General features: G+C 56.8%; 19 protein-coding genes and 2 pseudogenes. 12 read left to right on the top strand and 9 right to left on the bottom strand.

The genetic code is table 11. The features are described 5' to 3' along the window. Positions 1-6 precede the first annotated feature (6 nt). The 3 genes and pseudogenes from QN377_RS00795 to QN377_RS00785 all read left to right on the top strand — a co-directional run bounded on the left by QN377_RS00795 (position 7) and on the right by QN377_RS00785 (position 4,561). Positions 7-1,316: pseudogene (locus QN377_RS00795) on the top strand (HlyD family type I secretion periplasmic adaptor subunit). 13 nt (positions 1,317-1,329) lie between these two features. Next, positions 1,330-2,685, top strand: coding sequence for a TolC family outer membrane protein (locus QN377_RS00790; RefSeq protein ID WP_095018559.1), 1,356 nt, complete (start codon positions 1,330-1,332; stop codon positions 2,683-2,685). Between the two features lie 25 nt (positions 2,686-2,710). After that, positions 2,711-4,561 (top strand): polyurethanase, encoded by a 1,851-nt coding sequence (locus QN377_RS00785; protein WP_095018560.1) that lies wholly within the window; start codon positions 2,711-2,713, stop codon positions 4,559-4,561. A 62-nt stretch (positions 4,562-4,623) separates the two neighbouring features. Here QN377_RS00785 and QN377_RS00780 read toward each other — a convergent pair whose 3' ends face one another. Further along, positions 4,624-6,258, bottom strand: coding sequence for a methyl-accepting chemotaxis protein (locus tag QN377_RS00780; RefSeq protein WP_322212852.1), 1,635 nt, complete (start codon positions 6,256-6,258; stop codon positions 4,624-4,626). 283 nt (positions 6,259-6,541) lie between these two features. Here QN377_RS00780 and QN377_RS00775 point away from each other — a divergent pair, with 283 nt between their 5' ends. Both QN377_RS00775 and QN377_RS00770 read left to right on the top strand, forming a co-directional pair. After that, positions 6,542-7,372 carry an undecaprenyl-diphosphate phosphatase gene (locus tag QN377_RS00775; RefSeq protein ID WP_095019896.1) on the top strand — a complete coding sequence of 277 codons (831 nt, stop codon included), beginning with the start codon at positions 6,542-6,544 and terminating at the stop codon, positions 7,370-7,372. Positions 7,373-7,404: 32 nt separating this feature from the next. Next, positions 7,405-7,785, top strand: coding sequence for a DUF1294 domain-containing protein (locus QN377_RS00770; protein WP_416194589.1), 381 nt, complete (start codon positions 7,405-7,407; stop codon positions 7,783-7,785). Here the strand turns inward: QN377_RS00770 and QN377_RS00765 are convergent. Together QN377_RS00765 and QN377_RS00760 are read right to left on the bottom strand one after the other, a co-directional pair. Continuing rightward, the gene (locus tag QN377_RS00765; protein ID WP_322214117.1) at positions 7,774-8,118 is read right to left on the bottom strand and encodes an MmcQ/YjbR family DNA-binding protein; all 345 of its coding nucleotides are present in this window, start codon (positions 8,116-8,118) and stop codon (positions 7,774-7,776) included. The two genes, QN377_RS00770 and QN377_RS00765, sit on opposite strands and share 12 nt — an antisense overlap. Before the next feature lie 5 nt (positions 8,119-8,123). Next, positions 8,124-9,032 carry a LysR substrate-binding domain-containing protein gene (locus tag QN377_RS00760; RefSeq protein WP_095000157.1) on the bottom strand — a complete coding sequence of 303 codons (909 nt, stop codon included), beginning with the start codon at positions 9,030-9,032 and terminating at the stop codon, positions 8,124-8,126. Positions 9,033-9,158: 126 nt separating this feature from the next. On the opposite strand from QN377_RS00760, the gene QN377_RS00755 reads away from it, so the two are divergent. Together QN377_RS00755 and QN377_RS00750 are read left to right on the top strand one after the other, a co-directional pair. Beyond that, positions 9,159-9,770, top strand: coding sequence for an FMN-dependent NADH-azoreductase (locus QN377_RS00755; RefSeq protein ID WP_095038914.1), 612 nt, complete (start codon positions 9,159-9,161; stop codon positions 9,768-9,770). 138 nt (positions 9,771-9,908) lie between these two features. Next, positions 9,909-10,979: a dienelactone hydrolase gene (locus QN377_RS00750; protein WP_322212854.1), complete on the top strand. Its 1,071-nt coding sequence runs from the start codon at positions 9,909-9,911 to the stop codon at positions 10,977-10,979. A gap of 2 nt (positions 10,980-10,981) precedes the next feature. Here the strand turns inward: QN377_RS00750 and QN377_RS00745 are convergent, their stop codons facing one another. From QN377_RS00745 to QN377_RS00720, 6 genes and pseudogenes are all read right to left on the bottom strand, one after another. After that, the gene (locus tag QN377_RS00745; RefSeq protein WP_095000160.1) at positions 10,982-11,371 is read right to left on the bottom strand and encodes a tail fiber domain-containing protein; all 390 of its coding nucleotides are present in this window, start codon (positions 11,369-11,371) and stop codon (positions 10,982-10,984) included. 147 nt (positions 11,372-11,518) lie between these two features. After that, positions 11,519-12,706 (bottom strand): MFS transporter, encoded by a 1,188-nt coding sequence (locus QN377_RS00740; RefSeq protein ID WP_095000161.1) that lies wholly within the window; start codon positions 12,704-12,706, stop codon positions 11,519-11,521. Positions 12,707-12,937: 231 nt separating this feature from the next. Then, positions 12,938-14,524, bottom strand: a complete 1,587-nt coding sequence (locus QN377_RS00735) for an ABC-F family ATPase (RefSeq protein ID WP_029611422.1) — start codon at positions 14,522-14,524, stop codon at positions 12,938-12,940. A 20-nt stretch (positions 14,525-14,544) separates the two neighbouring features. Beyond that, a pseudogene (locus QN377_RS00730) lies at positions 14,545-14,763 on the bottom strand (hypothetical protein); the annotation flags it as partial. Positions 14,764-15,233: 470 nt separating this feature from the next. Continuing rightward, on the bottom strand, positions 15,234-15,401 hold the full coding sequence (locus tag QN377_RS00725; protein ID WP_165446468.1) for a hypothetical protein: 168 nt from the start codon (positions 15,399-15,401) through the stop codon (positions 15,234-15,236). 178 nt (positions 15,402-15,579) lie between these two features. Then, positions 15,580-16,551: a LysR family transcriptional regulator gene (locus QN377_RS00720; RefSeq protein WP_095018540.1), complete on the bottom strand. Its 972-nt coding sequence runs from the start codon at positions 16,549-16,551 to the stop codon at positions 15,580-15,582. Between the two features lie 126 nt (positions 16,552-16,677). Between QN377_RS00720 and QN377_RS00715 the strand changes: the two genes are divergently transcribed. From QN377_RS00715 to QN377_RS00695, 5 genes are all read left to right on the top strand, one after another. Continuing rightward, the gene (locus QN377_RS00715) at positions 16,678-16,953 is read left to right on the top strand and encodes a DUF2798 domain-containing protein (protein ID WP_095000163.1); all 276 of its coding nucleotides are present in this window, start codon (positions 16,678-16,680) and stop codon (positions 16,951-16,953) included. Between the two features lie 142 nt (positions 16,954-17,095). Beyond that, positions 17,096-18,136, top strand: coding sequence for a zinc-dependent alcohol dehydrogenase family protein (locus tag QN377_RS00710; RefSeq protein WP_095000164.1), 1,041 nt, complete (start codon positions 17,096-17,098; stop codon positions 18,134-18,136). A gap of 78 nt (positions 18,137-18,214) precedes the next feature. Further along, positions 18,215-18,529, top strand: coding sequence for an acid-activated periplasmic chaperone HdeA (gene hdeA, locus QN377_RS00705; RefSeq protein ID WP_095000165.1), 315 nt, complete (start codon positions 18,215-18,217; stop codon positions 18,527-18,529). A gap of 246 nt (positions 18,530-18,775) precedes the next feature. Beyond that, complete coding sequence (locus QN377_RS00700; protein WP_232527584.1) at positions 18,776-19,234, top strand: hypothetical protein; 459 nt, start codon at positions 18,776-18,778, stop codon at positions 19,232-19,234. Positions 19,235-19,315: 81 nt separating this feature from the next. Next, entirely contained in the window at positions 19,316-19,558 is a 243-nt protein-coding gene (locus QN377_RS00695; RefSeq protein ID WP_322212856.1) for a hypothetical protein, read from the top strand. Positions 19,559-19,613 lie beyond the last annotated feature (55 nt).

Below are 19,613 nucleotides of genomic sequence, written 5' to 3'. Positions count from 1 at the left end.
GGATTGATGAATGACCACAATCAACCGCCCGTGCGCGAGCGCGGGGCGGGATTTTACGTGCGGGCAGGCTGGGTGCTGACCCTGGTCGGAGCGGGCAGCTTTTTTCTCTGGGCCAGCCTTGCACCGCTGGACGAAGGCATACCGGTACAGGGTACGGTGGTGGTCTCGGGCAAGCGCAAGGCAGTGCAGTCGTTGGGTGCCGGAGTGATGAGCCAGATTCTGGTGCGCGAGGGCCAGACAGTACGTCAGGGCGAGGTATTGTTTCGACTGGACCAGACCCAGGTTGAAGCTGACGTGCAATCCTTGCGCGCGCAGTACCGCATGGCCTGGGCCAGCCAGGCGCGCTGGCAAAGCGAGCGTGACAACCTGGCACGGGTGAGTTTTCCGCCGGAATTGAGTCTGGACCCTGACCCTCGGCTGGCCCTGGTACTGGAGGGGCAGCAGCAGTTGTTCAGTAGCCGGCGCGAAGCCTTTGCCCGTGAACAGGCCGGGCTCAAGGCCAGTGTCGAAGGCGCAACCCGGCAACTGGACGGTATGCGTCGTGCGCGCAGCGATCAAATAGCGCAGGCCGACTCCCTGCGCCAGCAGTTGAGCAACCTGCGCCCCCTGGCTGAAAAAGGGTATATCCCGCGCAATCGCCTGATGGAATACGAGCGGCAGCTGTCACAGGTGCAGCAGGATCTGGCGCAGAACGCCGGTGAAAGCGGGCGTATCGAGCAGGGTATTGTGGAGTCGCGGCTCAAACTGGCGCAGCACATCGATGAATATCAGAAGGAAGTGCGTAGCCAACTGGCCGATGCCCAGCTCAAAACCCTGACCCTGGAGCAGCAACTGACTTCGGCCGGGTTTGACCTGCAGCACAGTGAAATCTCTGCGCCAGCTGATGGCATCGCAGTCAACCTCAGCGTGCATACCGAAGGCGCGGTGGTGCGGGCGGGCGAAACCCTGCTGGAGATCGTGCCGCAGGGCACCCGCCTTGAGGTCGAGGGACGCCTGCCGGTGCATCTGGTGGACAGGGTGGGCAGCCAGTTGCCAGTGGATATTCTGTTTACGGCATTCAATCAAAGCAGCACACCGCGTGTGTCGGGGCAGGTCAACCTGGTTTCCGCCGACCAGTTGCTCGATGAAAAAACCGGCATGCCGTACTACGTGCTGCGCAGTTCGGTGAGTGATCAGGCGCTGGAAAACTCAACGGGTTGGTGATTAAACCTGGCATGCCGGCCGAGATGTTTGTACGCACGGGCGAGCGTTCGCTGCTCAATTACCTGTTTAAACCGCTGCTGGATCGCGCAGGGTCTGCGTTGACTGAGCGCTAGGATGCTGCCATTTATGAAAACAGCTTCGATGTTGGGCCTGGGCCTCGCGCTGTGGGCGGGCCTCGCAGCCAGCGCACAGGCACTGGGGCCGTTTCAGGTATATGAACAGGCCTTGCGCAATGATCCCGAGTTCCTCGCCGCGATCAAGGCGCGGGACGCGGGCCTGGAGAGTCGCAATATTGGTCGTGCCGGGCTGCTGCCCAAACTCTCGTACAACTACAACAAAGGCCGCAATAACTCCCAGGCCACCTATTTGAATGAGCGTGGCAATACCCACGACGACCGCAACTACAACAGTTATGGCTCGACCTTGACCTTGCAGCAGCCATTGATCGATTACGAGGCGTACGCCAATTACCGTAAAGGCGTGGCCCAGTCGCTGTTTGCCGATGAGACATTTCGCAGCAAAAGTCAGGAACTGCTGGTGCGGGTGCTGACCCATTACACCCAGGCGTTGTTTGCGCAAGACCAGATCGACAATGCCCGGGCCAAGAAAAAAGCCTATGAGCAGCAGTTTCGGCAAAACGAGCACATGTTTCGCCAGGGCGAGGGCACCCGCACCGACATTCTTGAAGCCGAGTCGCGTTACGAGCTGGCCACTGCCGAGGAAATCCAGGCCCATGACGAACAGGATGCGGCCTTGCGCGAGCTGGGCGCGTTGATTGGCGTGGCCACCCTGGATATCGATGAGCTGACGCCATTGACCCGCAGTTTCAGCTCATTGCCGCTGGAACCGGGGAGTTTCTCGAGCTGGCATGAAATGGCACTGGAGAGTAATCCGATACTGGCGTCGCAGCGTGAGGCGCTGGAAGTGGCAAGGTACGAAGTTGAGCGCAACCGGGCAGGGCATCTGCCCAAACTCAATGCCTATGCCAGCGTGCGAAAGATGGAATCCGACAGTGGCAACACCTACAACCAGCGCTACGACACCAACACCATCGGCATTGAAATCAGTGTGCCGCTGTATGCAGGGGGCGGGGTGTCGGCCTCGGTGCGTCAAGCCAGCAGCAATCTGGCCCAAGTGGAGTACGAGCTGGAAGGCAAAACCCGTGAAACCCTTATCGAACTGCGACGCCAGTTCAATGCCTGCCAGTCGGGCGTGAGCAAACTACGGGCTTATCAAAAAGCGCTGATTTCAGCCGAGGCGCTGGTCGTATCGACCCGTCAGAGCATTCTGGGCGGGGAGCGGGTCAATCTCGATGCGCTAAACGCCGAGCAGCAGCTGTACAGCACGCGGCGTGACCTTGCGCAAACCCGTTACGACTATCTGCTGGCCTGGACCAAGCTGCATTTTTACGCAGGCACCCTGGGCGCACAGGACCTGGCACGGGTCGATGAAGCGTTTATCGCGCCGGGGCAAGCATATTGATTTGATCAACGAAGAGAGAAAAACCATGGCAGTGTTTGACTACAAGGATGTGGGTTCCAGCGTATCGGCAACACAGTTCAAGGATGCGATGGCAATCATGCTGTACAGCTATCACAACCTGGACAACGGCTTTGCCGTGGGTTACCAGCAACATGGCCTTGGCACCGGGCTGCCTGCCACACTGGTCAAGGCCTTGCTCGGCGGTACCGATGCCCAAGGGGTAGTGCCGGGGATTCCCTGGAACCCCGATTCGGAAAAGCTTGCCCGCGAGGCGGTCGAAAAAGCCGGGTGGACCCCTATCAGTGCAGAACAGTTGGGCTACACAGGCAAAGTCGATCAGCGCGGGACTTTTTTTGGTGAAAAAGCCGGCTACGGCACTGCCCAGGTGGAGATCCTCGGCAAGTACGCAGCCGATGGCCAACTGACTTCCATCGGTATCGGTTTTCGCGGCACCAGCGGACCGCGTGAGTCGCTGATTAGCGATTCCATCGGCGATGCCATCAGCGATTTGCTGGCAGCGATCGGGCCTGCCGATTACGCTAAAAACTACAGCGCCAACGCGTTTGACATGCTCCTGGGCAAAGTGGCGACCTTTGCCAGCGCGCAAGGGTTGAGCGGCAGCGACGTACTGGTCAGTGGCCACAGCCTTGGCGGCCTGGCCGTCAACAGCCTGGCAGACCTGAGTGGCGATCATTGGGCGGGGTTTTATCGCGACTCAAAGTACATAGCCTTTGCTTCACCCACCCAGAGCGAAAGCACCGACAACGTGCTCAATATCGGCTACGAGAACGACCCGGTGTTCCGTGCCCTCAATGGTTCGGATTTCAATCTGTCGTCGCTGGGCGTGCATGACGCGCATCAGCCATCCGCCACCAACAATATTGTCAGTTTCAATGATCACTACGCTTCCACCGCGTGGAATCTGATGCCCTTTTCGATTGCCAATATTTCGACCTGGATCACCCACTTGCCCAGTGGCTATGAAAGCGGCATGACGCGGATTTTCGACTCGGCGTTTTATGACCTGACCGAAAAGGACTCGACCATTGTGGTCGCCAACTTGTCCAGTCCGGCACGGGAAAACACCTGGGTCCAGGACCTCAATCGCAACGCCGAACCGCACAAGGGCAGCACCTTTATCATAGGCAGCGACGGTAATGACTTGATTCAAGGGGGGCGCGGCAATGACTTCCTGGAAGGTCGCGACGGCAATGACACCTTCCGTGACAGTGGCGGCTACAACATCATTCTGGGTGGCAAAGGCGTCAATACGCTGGACTTGCAACAATCGTTGAGCCGCGTGGATGTGGTCAATGACGGGCAGGGCGCCTTGTATGTGCGCGATAGCCACGGCGGGATCACTATTGCCCGTGATATCAGTTTCCTGATAACCGAAGAGCCCGCCTGGCTGGGCCTGACCCACCGCGAAGTCAGCCATCGAGTTGATGATCAGGGGCTGTGGGCCGGCAAAGACCGCAGTGATTACACTCACTCGGTCAAGGCAGGGGCTGCGGACAGTACCCTCACGGCCGTTGAGCAGGGTGACTGGCTGCTGGGGCAGGGCGGCAACGATCACTTGATCGGTTTGCACGGCAATACGGTGTTTGTTGGCGGCGCAGGCAATGACCTGCTGGAGTCGGCAGGCGGTAATAACACCTTTGTGTTCAGCGGCCATTTTGGCAACGACACACTGCTGGGCTACCAGCCCAGTGACAAGTTGGTATTCCTGGGGGTGGATGGTGGCTACAACGCGGACTACCGGGCCCATGCCAGCGCGACGGGGCATGACACCGTGCTCAGCTTTGGCAGCGACTCGGTGACCCTGGTGGGTGTAGGGCTGGCCTCCCTGGCGAGCACGGACATTGTCATCGCCTGACGGCGAGTTGCAAGGGGCAAGCTTCAAGCGTGCTGCTTGTCACTTGCCGCTTGCGGTTGCCTCTAAACCTTAAACTGACGTAACAGCCCATTGAGCTGCACGCTGAGCTCCTTGAGGTGGGCACTGGCAGCGCTTGATTGCTCTGCCGCCAGGGCGGTGCCTTGGGACAGCTCGGCGGCCTGGGTCACATTCAGGTTGATGTCTTCCACGACATGGGCCTGTTGCAGGGTGGCGCTGGCTATCGAGGCATTGAGGTCGTTGAGGTTGCTCAGGGCCTGGCCGATGCTGGTCAGGCTCTGCCCGGCCTGGGTGGCCTGTTCGATGGTCAGCTGGGAGGCGCGACTGCTGCTGCCGATCACGTTGACGGCGGCTTCCGAGTGTTTTTGCAGGCCTTCGATCATAATCTGGATTTCGGCCGTGGATTTTTGCGTGCGCTGGGCCAGTAGTCGAACCTCGTCCGCCACCACCGCAAAACCCCGACCCTGCTCGCCGGCGCGGGCTGCTTCGATCGCAGCGTTGAGGGCCAGCAGGTTGGTTTGCTCGGCAATCGAGCGGATCACTTCAAGCACGCTACCAATTTCGCTGCTTTGCGTGGCCAGGGTGCGGATCACCTCGACGGCCTGATGGATGGTGGCGGACAGCTGGCCGATCTGTTCCAGGCTGGTATCGATATTCTGCTGTCCAAGCTCGGCTTGTGACTGCGCACCGCGCATTTCGCTGGCTGCGTGCTCGGCGTTTTTCGCCACGTCTTGCACGGCGTAGGTGACTTCGTTGATCGCCGTAGCCACCTGATCCATTTGCAGGGCTTGCTGCTGGCTGCGCTGTTGCGCGGCGCTGGCGTCACTGCCCAGTTCCGTGGAGGACTGATCGAGTGCCGTGGCAGTGGCCTGTAAATGGCTGATCACATTGCGCAGCTTGGCGGTAAAGGCATTGAAATGATGGGCCAGTAAAGTGACCTCATCACGGCCGTGGGTATCCAGGCTTCGGGTCAGGTCGCTTTCACCACTGGCGATATTGGCCATGGCCTGCACGGCCTCTTGCAGCGGTCGCACGATGCTGCGAGCAATCAGGGTCACCAGCAGCGCCATGATCAACGCGATGCCAAGGCCAGCCCAACTGGCTTTCCAGGCTTGAGCGCGGAACTCGGCCTGCATGTCGTCGATATACACGCCCGAGCCTATTACCCAGCCCCACGGCTCGAACAGTTGTACATAAGAGGTTTTTTGCACAGGCGCTTCGGCGCCCGGTTTTGGCCAGCGGTAGTCCACCATGCCCGAACCTTTGCTTTTGGCCAGGCTGGCCATCTCGTTGAAAATCGCAAAGCCGTCCGGGTCCTTAATGGCCGACAGGTCTTTGCCATCGAGTTTGGGGTTGGTGGGGTGCATGACCATATAAGGGCGCAGGTCATTGATCCAGAAATAGTCATCGTGGTCATAGCGCAGCTGGCTGATCACGGTCAGCGCCTGCTGTTGCGCGGCTTCACGGCTCAAGCTGCCGGCAGCTTCCAGGCCCTGGTAATAGTTGAGTACCCCGCTGGCTGCTTGTACCACGTGCCGGGTTTTCTGGGCTTTACCTTCATACAAATCGTCATGTATCTGTTTTAGCATCAGCAATCCCAACGCCAGCAGCATGGCCATGGCCACAATCAAGATCAGCCATAAACGTCGGCTGATGGATAACCCGCGCAGGGTATTCATAAAGGCTCACTCCTGGTTTTTCTTCTTGTGGTGATTCACAGAACAACTTTTTTCAGACTTGCCTGTCAGACGAGACCGAGCTCATGTCATAGCAGCGAAAGTGGAACGTGTCTGATAGGATCTCGGCCGAAATTGGCAAAGCTTCATCTTTATTGATTTCTGACAGTTTTTTCACAGCGCGTCGGGGCGCATGTCGCACTTTTGTCCTGCTCCGGAGCCGTGGCTGCAACACCTTAATCAAGACTAATCAGCTCTGCATGAGGCAGGGCTTTATGGGGGAATAATGGATCTTTGGACTGCCGCTCAGGCGTTGATTTTGGGCGTCGTTGAAGGCTTGACGGAGTTTTTGCCGATCTCGAGTACGGGCCACCAGATTATTGTGGCCGACTTGCTCAACTTTGGCGGCGAGCGGGCGATGGCATTCAACATCATCATCCAGCTGGGTGCGATTTTGGCTGTGGTCTGGGAGTTTCGCCGCAAGATCATCGATGTTGTCGTTGGTTTGCCCACCAAGCCCGAGGCACGTCGTTTCACCACCAACCTGATTATCGCGGTGATGCCGGCGGTGGTGCTGGGGGTGATTTTTGCCGATGTGATCCACGAGTACCTGTTCAACCCGATTACCGTGGCCACGGCCCTGGTGATTGGCGGAGTGATCATGCTGTGGGCCGAGCGCCGCCAGCATGTGATTCGCGCTGAAACCGTGGACGACATGACCTGGAAAGACGCAGTTAAAATCGGCTTTGCCCAGTGTCTGGCGATGATTCCCGGCACTTCGCGCTCGGGTTCGACCATTATCGGCGGCCTGCTGTTTGGTCTGTCGCGCAAGGCGGCCACCGAGTTCTCATTCTTCCTGGCCATGCCGACCATGGTCGGTGCTGCGGTTTACTCCGGCTACAAGTACCGTCATCTGTTCCAGCCTGACGACCTGCCGGTCTTCGCGATCGGTTTTGTCACCTCGTTTATCTTCGCCATGATCGCAGTACGCGCCTTGCTGAAGTTTATTTCCAATCACAGCTATGCCGTTTTTGCCTGGTATCGTATTGGTTTTGGCCTGTTGATCCTGGCCACCTGGCAGTTCGGCTGGATTGACTGGACGGCAGCTGCAGCGTGAGGAATGGGCATAACGGCGCACCGGTGCGTGGCTTGAAACTCAAGTTGCTGGTATTGCTAGTGCTGTGCGCCTTGCCGATGGGTGGTTCGGTGAGCGTGTTGCTCACCGGGGGCAGCCAGCTGCCGTTGCTGGCCTATGCAGTGGCCAGCCTGCTGGCGTTCGGCCTGTACCGCTACGACAAGCAACAGGCTGCAGCTGGCCAGTGGCGCACGCCGGAGAAAATCTTGCACGGGGTTGAGCTGCTGGGCGGTTGGCCAGGGGCACTGGTGGCGCAGCAAATGTTTCGCCACAAAACCCGCAAATTGTCTTATCAGCTGTTGTTTTGGTTGATTGTGGCTGTGCATCAGGTGGTATGGATCGACGTCCTGTTCCTGAACAGGTCGTTTCTCCAGCTGTTACGGTTACAGCAGTAAACCGATCTGACGTTTTTTCGCCAGTTTTCCCACCACCAGTTGGTGGGAACGGCGCAACAGGTCCTGCAGTTCTTCAGCGCCCATCGGATAAGGTGCTTGCATATTGATCCAGTACGCTCGCGCCAGATAAGGCGACGGGCGTATACCCGGCCGATCGATGTAGCCCAGAAACAGTTCTTTCTCGACCTTGAACGAAAGCCCGTTGCTGTTGAGGTTGAACAGGGCATACATCTTGCTGTCGTCGATAAAAAAAACCTCGACCCCACCCCATTTCACTGCTTCCTGAGCGCCCGGCAGGTTTCGGCAGAATTCGGCTACATCCTGTTTGGTCATTGCGGTCATAGCAGTTTGTCTCCACAGCTTTCGAATGACTCAACCAGGTGGTCGATCCAGGCCCGCACGGCTGGTATCACCCCGCGTCTGTGGGGATACACTGCGTGCAGCCAGCCACCGGGCAGGGTCCATTTGGGCAATAGTTGAACAAGCTGGCCGTCTTGCAGCTCCTGCTCGCAATACATCATGGGTAACACAGTGAAACCCAGGCCAGCCAAGGTGCAAGCTTTGCGCACGATAAAATCGTCAACCCCCAGGCGTGCTTCAAGCACCAGGTTGCAACCCTTGCCGTGCTCGTCGAGCATGCGCAAGTGAACCATGCGATCGGCCTCGAGCGCTCCCAGCAGCGGGATTTTTTTCAGGTCTTCAGGGCTATCAACCGGCCAATTACGGGCAAACTCGGGGGTGGCTACCATCACGGTGCGGGCCTGACGCAGGCGTCGCGTGACCAGCGACGGGTCTTCATCGCCTTCTTCGCGCACCCGCAAGGCCACATCGATGCCGTCGGTGACCAGATCGACGCGACGGTTGAGCAGGTTGACCTCCAGCTGCACCAGGGGATAGGCCTGCAGAAAGGAACTGATCACCCCGGGCATAAATTCATGGGCCAGCCCCACGGGGCACGACACACGCAAGGGGCCGCGTGGCTCGCTGGACATGCTGGCAACGGCTTCGTCGGCCATTTCGGCTTCCAGCAACATGGCCTGGCAATGGCGCAGATAACGCTCGCCCACAGCTGTCAGCTTGAGCTGACGTGTGGTGCGCTGCAGCAAGCGGGCGCCCAGACGCTCTTCAAGTTCCGCCACGCGCCGCGACAGACGTGACTTGGGGATGCCCAGCAATCGTCCGGCAGCAGCGAAGCCACCGGATTCGACCACCTTGGCGAAATAGTAAAGGTCGTTAAGGTCTTGCATGGCGTGCTCACTGTCCTGCAGGTGGGACGAACTATCGCATAATGGCCAACTTATCGTCGATTGCTTTCATTGGTAGTATCCCCTCCATCGAGATCGCCCAGAGGCGGTCATCATCTGGAGATCACCATGAAACTGTTGCATATCGATTCGAGCATTCTGGGCGACAACTCGGCATCCCGTCAGTTGAGCAGCGAAGTGGTCAAGGCATGGCAGGCTGCTGATCCACAAGTAGAGGTCAGCTACCGCGACCTGGCCGCTGAAGCCATTGAACATTTCTCTGCCGCCACCCTGGTGGCTGCCGGTACTCCGGCCGAGCTGCGTGATGCGGCACAAAAACACGAAGCCCAGTTGAGTGCTGACACCCTGGCCCAGTTTCTCGCGGCTGACGCGGTGGTGATTGCAGCGCCGATGTACAATTTCACCATTCCAACCCAGCTCAAGGCCTGGATTGACCGCATCGCAGTTGCTGGCCAGACCTTTCGTTATACCGAAGCCGGCCCTGTAGGGCTGTGCGGCAACAAGAAAGTAGTAGTGGTATCGACCTCCGGTGGCCTGCATTCGGGTCAGGAAACCGGCGTAGCTCACGAAGATTACTTGAAAGTGATGCTGGGCTTCATGGGCATTACCGACGTCGAATTTGTCCGCGCCCACGGCCTGGCCTATGGCGACGAGGTACGCAGCAAAGCCATGAGCGATGCACATGCGCATATCAAGCAGGATCTGTTCAGCGCAGCGTAAGCAATCTCAGGCGCAGCACTGTCTAAACTCTGTATTCTGGTCTTTGTAAAAGGATCGGGGTACGGAGTTTTTTGCGTCTGGCCCGGGTTGTGCAGAGTGTGATGCTGTCGAGCAATGCACCGTTGAAGGTGAGCCTCCATGATGCGTCTGTGTGCGGTACTGGTGTTGTTGATCGCAGGTTGCCCTGTCATGGTGCAAGCTGAGCCCGTATACCCCTGGAGCGTGGGTTTTCATCGCCTGAGCTTTCTCGATCCGCTGGACGATCAGCCCATGCGCGCCATTGCCTTTTATCCTTCCACGGATCCCGAAGGCGTCAGCAAGATGGGCAGCTACGAAGTGCAAGCCACCGAAGACGCGAAAATCGCCATGGGCCGTTATCCGCTGCTGATGCTGTCCCATGGAAACACCGGCACGCCACTGGCGTTGCATGACCTGGCCACCTCATTGGCGCGCAAGGGGTTTGTAGTAGTCGCCGTGCTGCACCCTGGCGACAATTACAAGGATCACAGCCGTCTGGGCACACTGAGTAACCTTTATGGGCGGCCGATGCAAATATCTGCTGCGATCAGCGCGACTCTGGCCGATCACGGTTTGTCACCCTATGTGCAAGACGATCAAGCAGGGGTCATCGGTTACTCGGCAGGGGGCGAAACGGCGTTGATCCTGGCCGGCGCCCAGCCTGACCTGGATCGACTGCGCCGCTATTGCCTGGAACGCCCTGAAGACCGTGATGCCTGTACTACCAAGGGCGAGTTGATCGCCGATCGTGATGACTTGGTAGCTGTCTCGGACCCTCGCGTAAAAGCCCTGTTGCTGATGGCGCCTTTGAGCCTGATGTTCGGCCGGCAAACCCTGGCTGATGTGAATGTGCCTGTGCTGCTGTACAGCGGTGACAACGATCAGTTGGTGTTTCCCGATAAGAATGCCGATGCCCTGGCGCGCAAGCTGCCCGTGGAACCTGAGTTCAAGATGATCCCCGGTGCCGGGCACTTCGTCTTCATGGCGCCCTGCAGCGACGAGCAAATGGCGGTTATGCCCGGTTTATGCACGGATGCTCAAGGGGTTGATCGAGAAGACATCCATCGTGACCTGATTTATGAGGCGGGGAGGTTTTTCAGCAAGGTCCTGGAACCTGCAGCACAGGGCAGAACCGCTTCAACCGACCACCAGACTTGCCCTGTTGGCCGGTTGGGCGCTCGCCACTGTTAGTTCTATTTTTGCGCGGCTTCAAGTTGTTTGATACGCGCATCCATTTCGCGCACTGATTCGATCAGGGGGGCGACAAGTTTCTCGTAGTCGACGCGTAACTGATTGTTATCCTCGCGCACCAACTGCGGATAAACTTTTTGTACGTTTTGGGCAAGAACGCCGATATCTTTACGGCCACCGTCCTTCCAGTCGAAAGTTACGCCCTGAATTTGCAGTAACGTGTCAGTGGCATTTTTCATTGGCTGAATATTGGTTTTAAGGTTCGCATCACTGAACGGGCAGCACGGCCATCCCGGCGGGAAGTCATAAAAATCTTTGGACTCCGCGTGGGCTGTTGCTTGCAGGCCCATGAACAAAAAAGGTACTGCCATTATCGTTAGATACTTTTTCATATGATACTCTGCAGTGTTATCCAAAATAATTGGTATTACAGCGCAGAAAATAATATCCCTAAGTGCTCTTCGCACAATGATGGCTAAACGATTTAACTTTTTCCGATTATTACTGAGCGTAATCAGTTCGCCATGTCAGAAGAAGTTTTAACGCGTTTTTCGGTTTGACAACCAAACGCTCAACAGTAATCCCAGAATGCACATCACCGCTGCACTGAAGAATATCCACGGGTACCCCATGTTCAGCGCAATAACCCCCATGATCGGCCCCGCGATGGCCAGTGCCAGGTCAAAAAACACGGCATAGGCACTTAACCCGGCGCCGCGGCTGGAAACAGGCACTTGCTTGACCGCTTCGACACCCAGGGCCGGGTACACCAGGGACAAGCCAAAGCCGGTCAACCCTGCCCCTGCCAGGGCAAATGCGGTGCTGGGTGCCAGCCACAGCATGACCAGCCCCAGCGTTTCGATGCTCATGCAGGCAATCGCCACGTTGTAGCCACCAAAGCGGCTGATGCTGTTGGTAAAGATCAGGCGGCCCAGGATAAAACACACACCAAATACTGACAGGCAATACGCAGCCCCGTCCCAGCCCTGGTCAATATAAAACAGGGTGATAAAGGTGGTCAGCGTGCCATAGCCAATAGAGGCCAGGGTCAGGCTGATGCCATAGGGAGCAATCAGGCCAAACACTGACCAAAAGGGCAGGCGCACGCCAGCGACCGCCGGGATTGCCGGTTTTTTGCGAATCAGCCCCAAGGCTGCCAGCGCCAGCAGCAACAGGGTTACACCCAGCATGGCAAAGCCCAGCCGGTCGACCATCACCACGCCCAGAGGCGCGCCAATGGCGATCGCGCCATAGGACGCAATGCCATTCCAGCCGATAGCCCTGGCGGTATGTTGAGATCCCACCTGGGCAATGCCCCAGGTGATGGTGCCGACACCGATCAGGCCCTGGGCAATGCCGAGAAATACCCGGCCGACAATCAAAACGCCCAGGCTCAGCAGTGGCCAGTCTTGCAGCGCTACGGCCAGGGACGTGAGCACGCCGCTGATGGCGATGCCGGTCAAGCCATACACGATGGCGGGCTTGGTGCCGATGCTGTCGACCAGTCGCCCGGCTGAGGGGCGGCTCAGCAGGGTGGCCAGATACTGCGACGCAATGGCCAGCCCTGCGACGATCGCACTGAAGCCCAGTTGGTCATGCACATAGCTCGGCAAAACGGCTATCGGCAAGCCAATACAGATAAAGGCAATAAAGGTGTAGAACACGATCGACAGGATCTGCAGGGTGATCGACAGGGAGCTTGCAGGGGAAGGGTGTTGCGCGGGCATTAGCGGGGAGTCCGGCTGGCGATCGGTAACCGACATGATGGCGCGGCCCCGGGATAAAAGAAAGCAGGCTAACGGTAATATTGGCCCACGCACACAGCCTGTGGGAGCGGGCTTGCTCGCGATAAAGGCGCTGCGCTGTATCAGGCCTCACGCGAGTGGCTAAAGGCCAGAAACGAAAAACCCCATCACCAGGACGGGGTTTTCGTTATAGCTGATCAGGCAGTGCCTGAATCAGAACGTAACGCCCTGGCTGCGCAGGTAGTCATCGTAGGTGCCGCTGAAGTCGATCACGCCGCTTGGGCTCAGCTCGATAATACGAGTGGCCAGGGAGGATACGAACTCACGGTCATGGCTGACGAATACCAGGGTGCCCGGGTAGTTCTCGAGTGCCAGGTTCAGCGCCTCGATGGATTCCATGTCCAAGTGGTTGGTCGGTTCGTCCATGACCAGCACGTTGGCCTTTTGCAGGATCAACTTGCCGAACAGCATGCGACCTTGCTCACCACCGGAAATAACCTTGACCGACTTGAGGATGTCATCGTTGGAAAACAGCATGCGGCCCAAAGTACCGCGCACCATTTGTTCGCCCTGGGTCCATTGGCCCATCCAGTCGAACAGGGTCATGTCGTCTTCGAAATCGTGAGCGTGATCCTGGGCGTAGTAGCCCAGTTCGGCGGCTTCAGTCCACTTCACCGTACCGGCATCCGGGGTCAGTTCGTTGACCAGGGTGCGCAGCAGGGTGGTTTTGCCAATACCGTTCGGGCCAATGATCGCAACGCGCTCGCCGGCTTCAACGGTGAAGCTGAAGTCCTTGAACAGAGTCTTGCCATCAAAGCCTTTGGCCATTTGCTCGACAATCACAGCCTGACGGTGCAGCTTCTTGTTCTGCTCGAAGCGAATGAACGGGCTGACACGGCTCGAAGGCTTGACCTCGGCCAGGGTGATCTTGTCGATTGCCTTGGCGCGGGAGCTGGCCTGCTTGGATTTCGAGGCGTTGGCCGAGAAGCGGCTGACGAACGCTTGCAGTTCGTTGATCTGCGCTTTCTTCTTGGCGTTTTCCGACAGCAGTTGCTCGCGCGACTGGGTCGCGACGGTCATGTACTCATCATAGTTGCCCGGGAACAGACGCAACTCGCCGTAGTCCAGGTCAGCCATGTGGGTGCACACGCTGTTCAGGAAGTGACGGTCGTGGGAGATGATGATCATCAGGCTGTTGCGCTGGGTCAGAATGTTTTCCAGCCAGCGGATGGTGTTGATATCCAGGTGGTTGGTGGGTTCGTCGAGCAGCAGTACTTCAGGATCGGAGAACAGCGCCTGAGCCAGCAATACGCGCAGTTTCCAGCCTGGCGACACTTCGCTCATCGGGCCGAAATGCTGCTCGATACCGATACCCAGGCCCAGCAACAGCTCGCCGGCACGGGATTCGGCGGTGTAACCGTCCATTTCAGCGAACTCGGTTTCGAGTTCGGCTACGGCCATGCCGTCTTCTTCAGTCATTTCCGGCAGCGAATAAATGCGATCGCGCTCGGCCTTGACCTTCCACAGCTCTTCGTGACCCATGATCACGGTATCGATCACGGTGAATTCTTCGTAGGCGAACTGGTCCTGGCGCAATTTACCCAGACGCACGTTCGGCTCCAGCATGACCTGGCCGCCGGACGGCTCAAGGTCATCACCGAGGATCTTCATGAAGGTGGACTTGCCGCAACCGTTGGCACCGATCAGGCCGTAGCGGTTGCCAGCGCCAAATTTTACTGAAACGTTCTCGAATAGCGGCTTTGCGCCGAACTGCATCGTGATATTTGCTGTGGAGATCAATTACTTTACCTATCAATAGCTTAGAGTTCGCTGGTTTCAGCCGGTACCCATATGGGACCAATTTGGAGCTTTTCCAGCTCGCTCCAATCTGAGCTTGAGTCGAACCAATGCGCATACGTTGACAGCAACATTTGGACGCTATGGCCAAGCTGCTGGGAAATGAAGGCGGGATTCAAACCGGACATTGAGCGTATTGTCTCATAGGTATGGCTACAGTTGTATGGCACCGGGCATCTGATTCAGTGTGTTTGCTGGCTGACTGCACAAAACCCTGGTTTGGTATGACAGGTACCTCTCTTTGAAGCGCAAGCGGCCCAAGGATTTCGCCTGGCCCGTGAGAAGCCTGCTTTTAATGGAGGCTATGAGAAGCCGTCAGCGGCAAATACGAATTTGCATAGGGTTTTTTTGCAGGCCAATCTGCCGGTATTTCCGCGTATGGCCTACAGGGTTGCCCTGTAGAAAGCCGATGTGAATGAGCGGCGCATCTTGCGAAAGGCCCATATTCAATCATGGTGGGCAGCGTCACTCATAGGGTGCTTTGTGCACACCTTGGAACTGCAAGCCCCGGTAGTCGGGCGAAGTTCGTGCAGAGGTCAATCATTCAAAGAGACAATGAATGCCTTTGATTTGTAGGGATGAACAATTTAAAAGCCACGCCCTGAATTGCAGTGTTAGTAAGCAATGCTGCAAGTTTATAAAGTGGGCAGCATCAGCGGCTGATGCGGATTTTTTTACGGGTGAGTTCACACATAAAGGTCCCCGTATCGCCGCGCAGTACGTACAAGGTCGCTCGGTAGAAGGCCGAAGGCCGCGTGCAGTGCAGGTCGCGCATCTTGCGATAAGCCCATTTCCAGCCGCGCTTAGTTACAGCACTCATCTTATTCATCCTTGAAAGATTTTATATTTTGAGTGTATCAGCACTTTTGGATAAATGGACTACTCCGTATGAGGGTGTTTTTCTGGCAAGGAATGTCGCCATGCTCAAGTTTTAGCTGCACTAAATTGTTTCGAATGTATTAAATTTAGATGGTCATCTAAACGAGTTTTGCACTTTTTTAGTGCGCAGCTGAAAGTGAGTGCAAGTTGGCGGTTGTTATTGGGATGGTGGCACTAAGCCATCTCTTGTCCAGGTTCTCCGTCAAATAATCCATGAACGCTTTGACCTTGGCCGTCAGGGCAGAGCGATCCTGTACGCAGGCATAAATATCCAGTGGCTCGACGCAGGACTGGCTTGAGTCGTGACTGTGTTTGAGCAGTGCAATCAGCCGGCCTGAATCGACATGGGGGGCAGCCACGAACTCTGCCAGGCGGGCAATCCCGGCACCGTAAATGGCCATTTGGGTCAGTGCGTCGATATCGTCACTGATAGCCGTGAAGTTCAGCGCTACATAGTAATGCTCCCCCTCGCGGAAAAACCCCCAGCGCAACAAGCGCCCGTCAAGCGGGTAGCGAAAGGCCAGGCAGGCATGCCTCTGAAGATCTTCAGGGCTGCGCGGGATACCGGCCCGCTCCAGATAGGCAGGGGAGGCGCACACCACAAAAGGTACTGAAGCGATCTTTCGCGCAACAATGCCTTCTTCCAGCTGCGGCTTGATCCGCAGGCTCAGGTCAATGCCGTCCTGGATATGGTTTATTTTGCCGTCAGTGGTGCACAGTTCAAGGCGCAGGCGCGGGTGGCGTGCCGCAAAACCGGCAATCAAGGGAGCCATTACATGGCGGCCGAACGCGGAGGTCGATGCAATGCACAAACGCCCTTGCAGTTCTGTCTCGCCAGCGCTGATGGCCATTTGTGCAGACTCAAGGTCTGCAGCGACGCGTCTGACTCTTGCGTAGTACAACGCACCGCTTTCTGTCAGCGCCATACTGCGCGTGGTGCGGTGCAGCAACCGAGCGCCAAGGTGCTCCTCCAGGCGGTTGATGGTCTGGCTGACGGCGGCGGCACTGAGCCCCAGATTTTTTGCCGCGCCCACGATGGACCCTGTTTCGACCACTTTAATAAAGCTGGCAATCGCCGCGAGCAGATTCATGAGGGGCTCTACAGGTTATTCGTAAGATTTTCTTTATAAAGTAAGTGCTCTAGAACGTCTAGTTGACCGTTTTTGATCTTGCTAAGGTGCGTCATCTCTTTATTACATGCTCAAAAAAGGCCTTTTATGACCTCCAAAACATCCAGCGCCGTACTTTCGTCGAAGCGCATGAAGCTCTCCGCGCGGGCTACGCCTTATGTCTTTGCTTTCTACATGTCGACGATCATGGCCTTTCTGATGTCGTTGGTAATCACCGCAGCCAACTCCGGCATTGAGGAAGATTACCTGAGCAATGCGCTGCATGCTTATCAGCTGGCAATGCCGGTTGCGTTCCTGTGCATCCTGGTGGTGCGGCCCATTGTAGTGAAACTGGTGTCATTTACCGTGCACCCGCACCGTTAGTCCGAAAACCCTTTTTGTGACCTGTGGCAAGGGCGCAGCAGAAAAAGGCTGCTTAACTGCATCAGTGATTTTGGCGGCTGCCAGACAGGGGGACCTGAGTGGCAGCCACGGATGATTTTTGATCAGGTAAAGGAAGGCCATCATGAAAGCGCTCACCTACCAGGGGCCCGGCGAAAAAGCCTGGGCCGAGATCCCCGATCCGGTCATCGACAAGCCGACCGATGCCATTGTGCGCATCCTGCACACCACCATTTGCGGCACCGACCTGCACATTCTCAAAGGCGATGTTCCCGAAGTGACCCGCGGCACGGTTTTGGGGCATGAAGGTGTGGGGGTGGTTGAAGCGGTCGGCTCGGCCGTGCGCAATTTCAAGCCCGGCGATCATGTATTGATATCCTGCATCACCTCGTGTGGCAGCTGCGCCAATTGTCGACGTCAGATGTATTCCCACTGTGCGGATGGCGGCTGGATTCTGGGGCACTTGATTAACGGAACCCAGGCCGAAAAAGTACGCATTCCCCACGCAGATAACAGTCTGTACCCGGTTCCCGCCGGGGCTGATGAAGAAGCCCTGGTGATGCTCAGTGACATCTTGCCCACCGGTTTTGAAATTGGCGTGCTCGCGGGCAAGGTCAAGCCCGGCGACAGTGTAGTGATCGTGGGGGCAGGGCCGGTTGGTATGGCAGCGCTGTTGACCGCGCAATTTTACTCGCCGGCCCAATTGATCATGGTGGATGGTGATACAAACCGGCTTGAGGTCGCCAAGCGTTTTGGGGCCACGGATATCATCGATATCAATACGCAAAACGCGGTTGAACGTATTTTTGAGCTGACCCATGGCGTCGGGGTGGATGTTGCGATTGAAGCGGTGGGTATTCCTGCCTCGTTTGACACCTGCCAATCAGTGATAGCCCCGGGCGGCAGCATCGCCAACGTGGGCGTACATGGCAAAAGTGTCGAGTTGCACCTTGAAAAATTGTGGATCCAGAACGTCACCATTTCAACCGGGCTGGTCAATACCAATACCACCCCTCTGCTCCTGAAAACCGTGCAGTCCGGAAAAATCGATGCGGGCAAGCTGATTACGCACCGCTTTGCGCTCACAGACATCCTCCAGGCTTACGAGGTGTTCGGGAACGCAGCCAAGGAGAAGGCAATGAAGGTGATTCTGTCGCAACAATAGACAGATACACCATCCACTACTATGTTGTTTGCGGCAGAACTAATGTTACTTAATCGTTGATAATAGGGATATTGGCATATGAAAAAGCACATTTTGTTAGTTGGCGTTGTGGGTTTGGCGGCACTTTCCACACTTGCACAAGCTGAAACCAAACAACCCGTCGCAAAATGGACGTGCGCGGATTTCCTGGCCGTGGATGAGAGCTTCCAGCCGACCGCCGTTGGCCTGGGCGAAGCCATCAACAAACAGGGCAAAGTTGAAGATGCGGTGCTGGATGTAGACGGTATCGCCAAAATCACTCCTTTGGTGGTGACGGCCTGCAAGGAAACCCCTAAAGAATCCTTCGTCTCCAAGCTCAAGGCTGAGTGGGCAAAAGTCAAAAAAGACGTTTAACCCAAACCCGGCCTGTACTTCACGCGAGTACAGGCCTCTGCGGTGCAATCCTGGCCCGTATGCGGCCAATAACCTCCTCGCCGTTGTGAATTTCCTGCGCTGTAACCCCTCTACATAAAGACAGGCCTGCCTTACTGGTCAAAAGGGCGTAGTAGACTAGGCTTTTTTTATCTCTATCTGTCGGGGAACCCTATGTTAATCAAGTCATTAGCTGAGCTTGACCGTATTCGTGACGAGTGCCGTTCCATGGTCACCAAGCGCTCGGCCGTCTCGGCAGGTGCGGCTGCGATCCCCATCCCGGGGCTTGATATCGGTACGGATGTCGCGTTGCTGGTTGAAATGCTGCCGGCCATCAACAGCAAGTTCGGCCTTACCCCACATCAGATCGAACAGATGGACTCACGTTCCAAGCGTCTGATCGTGGTGGCTGTCAGTGGTATTGGCAGTGAAGTGATCGGCAAATTCATCAGCCGTACGCTGGTCATGTCCCTGGTCCGCAAGATGGGCACCAAAGTGGCGACCAAATCCGTGGTTCGCTTTGTCCCTTTTGTGGGGCAGGCCGTGGCGGCAACCATCAGTTTTGGTGTGATGAAACTGGTGGGCAATGGCCATATCGAAGATTGTTATCAGGTTTGCCGCGAGGCATTGCTGGCGCAAGCCAGAGACTCGACGGTGATTGTGATCGGCCCTGAAACCGATAGCTGACACGTTTTGTACACCTTGCAATCGAACCTGTTACGCGCAGGGCCCTCAAAGGTTCAAGGTCGATCAAAAACGGAGGGCGTGATGAACACGTTCAGAACCAGTTTTGCATTCCTGCTGCTGGGGGGTGTACTCGCCACCCAGCTACAGGCGCAACCCCTTTCAGAACCTTTGCCGGCTCAGTATCAGCAGCTGGCGCAAAACACCCCGATCACCAACACCCCGCCGGTTAACAACCCCATCCGCCGTATCAACCCCAACAGCCGTCAGGGCACCGGTGCTTCCGTGCCGGGGGCAAGTGGCCCGGGTATTGCGCCTGCGGTGTAGCCCAAGGGCATTGATAGCGGCAAAATAGGCAATGGTTACCCGCGTAACCCGCCAG

Origin of the sequence: Pseudomonas sp. CCC4.1 (assembly GCF_035019225.1) — a bacterium.
GTDB lineage: Bacteria > Pseudomonadota > Gammaproteobacteria > Pseudomonadales > Pseudomonadaceae > Aquipseudomonas > Aquipseudomonas bubulae.
Note: the sequence above shows the minus strand (reverse complement) of the source record. Positions and strands in the feature narration are given on the sequence as shown.